The organism is Streptomyces sp. NPDC060205, assembly GCF_042728395.1.
Classification (GTDB): domain Bacteria; phylum Actinomycetota; class Actinomycetes; order Streptomycetales; family Streptomycetaceae; genus Streptomyces.
On record NZ_JBHWZP010000492.1, the window covers coordinates 1 to 5,189 of the forward strand.

At 73.3% G+C, this 5,189-nt stretch carries 3 protein-coding genes; 2 read left to right on the plus strand and 1 reads right to left on the minus strand.

Annotated elements, in window-relative coordinates:
- Positions 1-198: 198 nt before the first annotated feature.
- The gene (locus ACFWGJ_RS41665) at positions 199-1,062 is read right to left on the minus strand and encodes a hypothetical protein (RefSeq protein WP_387334167.1); all 864 of its coding nucleotides are present in this window, start codon (positions 1,060-1,062) and stop codon (positions 199-201) included.
- 212 nt (positions 1,063-1,274) lie between these two features.
- Between ACFWGJ_RS41665 and ACFWGJ_RS41670 the strand changes: the two genes are divergently transcribed.
- Positions 1,275-3,851, plus strand: a complete 2,577-nt coding sequence (locus ACFWGJ_RS41670; RefSeq protein ID WP_387334168.1) for a M14 family zinc carboxypeptidase — start codon at positions 1,275-1,277, stop codon at positions 3,849-3,851.
- A gap of 69 nt (positions 3,852-3,920) precedes the next feature.
- The gene (locus ACFWGJ_RS41675) at positions 3,921-5,081 is read left to right on the plus strand and encodes a serine hydrolase domain-containing protein (protein ID WP_387334169.1); all 1,161 of its coding nucleotides are present in this window, start codon (positions 3,921-3,923) and stop codon (positions 5,079-5,081) included.
- The last annotated feature ends 108 nt before the right edge of the window (positions 5,082-5,189 follow it).

Consider the following 5,189-nt stretch of genomic DNA (forward strand, 5'->3'; position numbering starts at 1 on the left):
CGCGAGCAACCCCCACCGGACCCGCACGTTCAGGGGCGCGGGGAACTGCGCAGTCTTTTAGGGGCGCGGGGAACTGCGCGAACGGCCCCCACCGGCCCGCAGACGAACGTCGACTTCAGGGGCGCGGGGAACGGCGCGGCCGGCCCCCGCCGGGCCCCACCCTGCGAGCCGGCCGCAGGCCCGTGCGCGGGGTGCGGGTCACGCCGGGTGACCCGTCACCACCACCGCCGAGCCCGCCGCAGGCGAAACCGCCGCGGACACCCGCACCGAAGCCGCCCGAGCCACCCTCCCCGCCCACCCCGCGGTAGCGAACAGCAGCGGCTGGAGCTGTTCGAGCCCGGAGACCACCATCTCCTCCCCCGCGACCAGCAACGGCCGCCCCGCCCGGAAGCCGGCCGCGGCCACCTCCGTGAGGTCGGCCAGCGGCGGCACCACGGCCCGCACGACGCCGGCCCCCGCCCCCGCGGCCCGTTCCGCGAGCGCCACCTGCACGGGCAGCAGCGGAGCCACCGCGGACGTCAACGCGTCGGCGATGCGCCGCAGTTCGGGCGAGGAGTCCCGCAACACCTCCGCCGCGGCCCGGATCACCGGCGCGAGCACCAGCAGCGTGCCGGCCGCCACCCCCGCCGCCGCGGGCAGCAGCGGCGTGGAGGCGTCCACCAGTTCGCCGAGCGCCTCCGCCGCCTCCTCCACCGCGGGCTCGACCGCGTCGAGGAGCGGCAGCAGGCTCTCTCCGAGCGCGGTGAGCAGCGCCCGGGCCGGTTCGCTGACCGGGTGGACGGCGAGCGGCGCCCCGCTCGTCCCCAGCCGGGTCAGTGTGTCCACCATCCGGTAGAACGCCTCCTGCGCCTGCGGCGACGCGCTCGCCTCGGCCAGTTCGGCGGTCGTCTCGCGCAGCACCCGCAGCACCTCGGCCCCCGAACCGTCCCTGGGGTCGAAGGTGTTGACGGCGATACGGGTGAGGTTGCCCGCGGTGTCCAGGAGCTGTCCGGTGATGTCGGTGGTGCTGCGCGCGATACGCGCGACGTCGTCCCTGCTGGGGAGCGACGGGATCGTTGCCATGGGCTCTCCTCGCCTCACGCACGCGTGCTGCCGGGTGCCTGCCGGGTCCACTCGGTTCGTCCAAGTCCCCTCCCAGGATGCCCCTCCGCCCGGCCCGGGGCACGGCGTCCGCCCCTATCGGTGACGCCGACGCCCCCTTGTTGCGGGAGGGGCGAACAGGTAGACCTCCGTACCGAAGTGACCCCTGTCAGGCCCTCTCCGTGGAGGTACTTGTGCGCCTGCCGAGACCCGTCCTGATCGCCACGGCCACCGCCACCGCGGCGGCCACGCTCCTGCTCACCCCGAACGGCGCCGTCGCCGACCCGACGCCCCGGCCGGGGGCGCCGGTCCGTGAGGGGTCCGGCCCCTCCGACGCCGCCCGCGCCGCCAGGGCGCCCGGGAGCGCCACCGACCGCGCCCTGTCCGCCCCGGTCACCGAACTCACCCCCGACGCCGGGGCCGTACGCGGCTATCCGCGCGAGCAGGTACTCGCCCCGGACCCTCGGAATCCGGCCGACAAGTCCATCAAGCTGGGCCTGACCCCGTACCACTCCCTCGCGCCGAGGCTGAACGCGCTGCAGCGTCTCGGTGACCGGGTGAGTGTGGAGGTCGCGGGCCGTTCGGCCGGCGGGCACCGGCTGTTTCTGGTCACGGTCACCGCGCCGGAGTCCGCTCGGCAGGCGCGTGCCCAGGAGCGGCTGCGCGACCTGATCGAGAACGCGCCCGTCGCCGCCGCCAAGGACCCCGCGGTCAAGCGGGACTACAAGACGCCGGTCTTCTTCAACAACAACATCCACGGCAACGAGTGGGAGGGCACGGACGCCTCCCTCAAGCTGATCGAGAAGCTCGCCATGGCCGAGGACGCGTCCACCGCCGACCTCCTCGCCCACCACCGCGTGTACTTCAACATCACCGCGAACCCGGACGGCCGTATCGCCGGCACGCGCGCGAACGCCAACGGCTTCGATCTGAACCGGGACTTCGTGACCGCCTCGCAGCCCGAGGTACGGGCGATGCGGCAGATCGCGATCGACAAGCAGCCCGCGCTCATGGTCGACCTGCACGGCTACGTCAACGGCACCCTCATCGAGCCGACGACTCCCCCGCACGGCGAGAACTACGAGTACGACCTGTTCCTGAAGAACACCTACGCCAACGCCCTCGGCATGGAGGCCGCCGTCAACGGCCTCGGCTACACACCGGAAAAGGACGGGGTGGAACCGGCCCAGATCCCCTTCCGCGACCAGGAGGAGGGCTGGGACGACTGGCCGCCGATCTTCACCCCGCAGTACATGCCCTTCCACGGCACGGTCGCCGCGCACACGGTCGAGTTCCCGATGGCCGTGAACAACGAGGAGTACGACGACCTGCCCGTCACCGAGCTGCGCCGCCGCGCGTCGATCAACGTGGCCATCGCGGGCGCGGCGATGCGCGCGAGCCTCGACTACGCGCGCACGCACCGCGGTTCACTCGTCGCCGACCAGATCGAGGTCTTCCGCCGCAGCGTGACGGGCGCGGCACAGGTCCCGGTGTCGCCGGAGACGGTGCCGGGCGTCCCGGGCATCGGCCCCGAGGACGTGTACACCACCGACTTCCCCCGCGCGTACGTGATTCCGGCGGGCGCGGACGCCCAGCGCTCGGCGCCGGCCGCGGCCCGGCTCGTCGACCACCTGCTCGCCAACGACGTCCAAGTCCGCTCAGCCACAAAGGACTTCAGGCTCGGCGGGAAGACGTACGCGAAGGGCTCGTACGTCGTCGATCTGCGGCAGCCCAAACGCGGTATGGCCAATGTGATGCTGGCGGACGGGCGGGACATCAGTGACAAGGTGTCGGTGATGTACGACATCTCCGGCTGGAGCCTCGGCCGGCTGTGGGGCGCGACCGTCGACACCGTACGCACCTCGAAGCTCGACGTGCCGGACCGGGCGGTGCACGCCGCCGCGGAGGTCGGGTACGTGGCGCCCGGTGGCACCACCCAGCCCCGGCTGCGGCTGCGCCTCGACGACGCACGGGAGATCGCGGCGCTCAACTCGCTGCTCGCGGAAGGCGTTCAGGTGCGCCGGGCGGCCGACGGCAGTGCGATCGTGCCCGCGTCGGCCCGCGGGAAGGCCGTGGCCGCCGCGCGGAGGTACGACGTGGCCTTCGACGCGACGAAGGAGAGCGGTGGCGCCCCGCTGCGGCGGGTCAGGGTGGCCGCCGCGGTCACGCCGGGCGAGCTGTTCGTGCTGCGGGAGATGGACTTCGACGTGCTCCCGGTGTCCACGGCGGTCCTGAACGCGGGCTTCGACTGGTCACGGGCGGACGTCCTGTTCGCGTCCTCGGGGCTGGACCCCGCGGACCTCACCCCGGCCGCGCGCACCGCGCTGAACACCTTCCTGGGCCGGAAGGGGCTGGTGGGCCGCGGGACCACCGGAGCGGCTCTCAACACCTCCGCCGGTCTTCTCCCGGTCGACGCGGTGGCGGGCAACCCGGACGCCAACGGCGTTGTGGGGGTGGTCAATTCGCCCGGTGCCGGCGTGACCGCGGGCGCCCCCGGCCACAGTTTCGTCTACGCGCCGGTGTGGTTCACGGGCCTGGGCGCCGGGGTGCGCGTGGAACAGTCGTACGCGGGCCGGCCCGGCGGGAATCCGCTCGTCTCGGGACACTGGCGTGCGCTGGACGACGGCAGCGGCGGGCCCGCGCAGGCCGCGGGACGGCCTTCGGTGGTGAGCGGACCGCATGCCGTGCTGTTCGGCACGGAGCCGCTCTTCCGCGATCATCCGAAGGGAGAATTCGCGCAGGTGGCACGGGCGTTGCTGACCGTGTCCTGAGAACAGGGATCCACGGGCCCGGGATCCGGGATCCCGGGTCCGGCCCACGGAGATACGAGGAGAGCACGGATGGCACAGGAGATCCACGGCACCGTCGCCGAAGGCTTCGAGGCGGTACGCGAGGAGTTCGCGTCCGTCGTCGCCGCCGAACGTCCCGACTACGCGGGCCAGTTGAGCGCGTACGTACGGGGGCGGCGGGTCGTCGATCTGTGGACCGGCGCGGACACCGACGGCGACTCGCTGTTCGGTGTCTTCTCCTCCTCGAAGGGGGCGGCCCACCTCGTAGTCGCCCTGCTCGTGCAGGACGGCACGCTGGAACTGGATCGCGAAGTGGCCCACTACTGGCCGGAGTTCGCGGCGGAGGGCAAGTCGGCGCTGACCCTGCGGGAGCTGCTGGCACACCGGGCCGGGCTGGTCGGGACGGACGCGGGCTTCACCCTCGACGAACTGGCCGACGACCGCGTGATCGCCGAACGGCTCGCCGGCCAGAAGCCGTTCTGGCGGCCCGGCACGGCCTTCGGCTACCACGCGCTGGTGATCGGCGCGCTCACGGGCGAGGTAGTCCGGCGCGCCACGGGCCGTACGCTCCAGGAGGTGTACGAGGAGCGGGTCCGGGCGCCGTACGGGCTCGGCTTCCACTTGGGGCTGCCCGAGTCGGAGGAACACCGGTACCTGTCGGTGCGGCCGATGGCGCCGACCCCGCCGGAGCAGGCGCTGCTGGACGCGACGCCCCGGGGGCCGCACACGCTGGCCTCGATCGCGTTCAACGAACATGTGCCGGGGGCCGTGCCGCTGGTGGACTTTCCCAACTCCCGCGCGGTACGGGCCCTCGGGCAGGCGTCGGCGGGCGGGGTCGCCTCCGCGCGCGGGCTCGCCGGGATGTACGCGGCGGCGGTCGGCGAGGTGAACGGGCGCGCGGCGCTGCTCAAACCGGACACGGTCGCGGAGGTGGGGCAGATCCACTCCGTGGGGTACGACCTGGTGGCGCGGGCGCACAAGTCGTACGGGCTGGGGTTTCAGGCCACGGCCGACATGTGGCATCCGTTCCTGGGGGCGGGGGCGTTCGGACACAGTGGGGCCGGGGGGTCGCAGGGGTTCGCTGATCCGCGCAGTGGGTTGGCGTACGGGTATACGCGGCGGCGGATCGCGTTCCCGGGCGGTGCGGCGCCGGAGAACCAGCGGCTGGTTCTGGCGGTTCACTCGGCCGCGGTCCGGCGGGGGCCGAGCTGACGAATTGCGCAGTTCCCCGCGCCCCTTACAGGGGCACACCCCTCTCGACGTCGGCTGCAGCCCGGTGGGGGTCACCCGCGCAGTTCCCCGCGCCCCTAGGTACCTAGG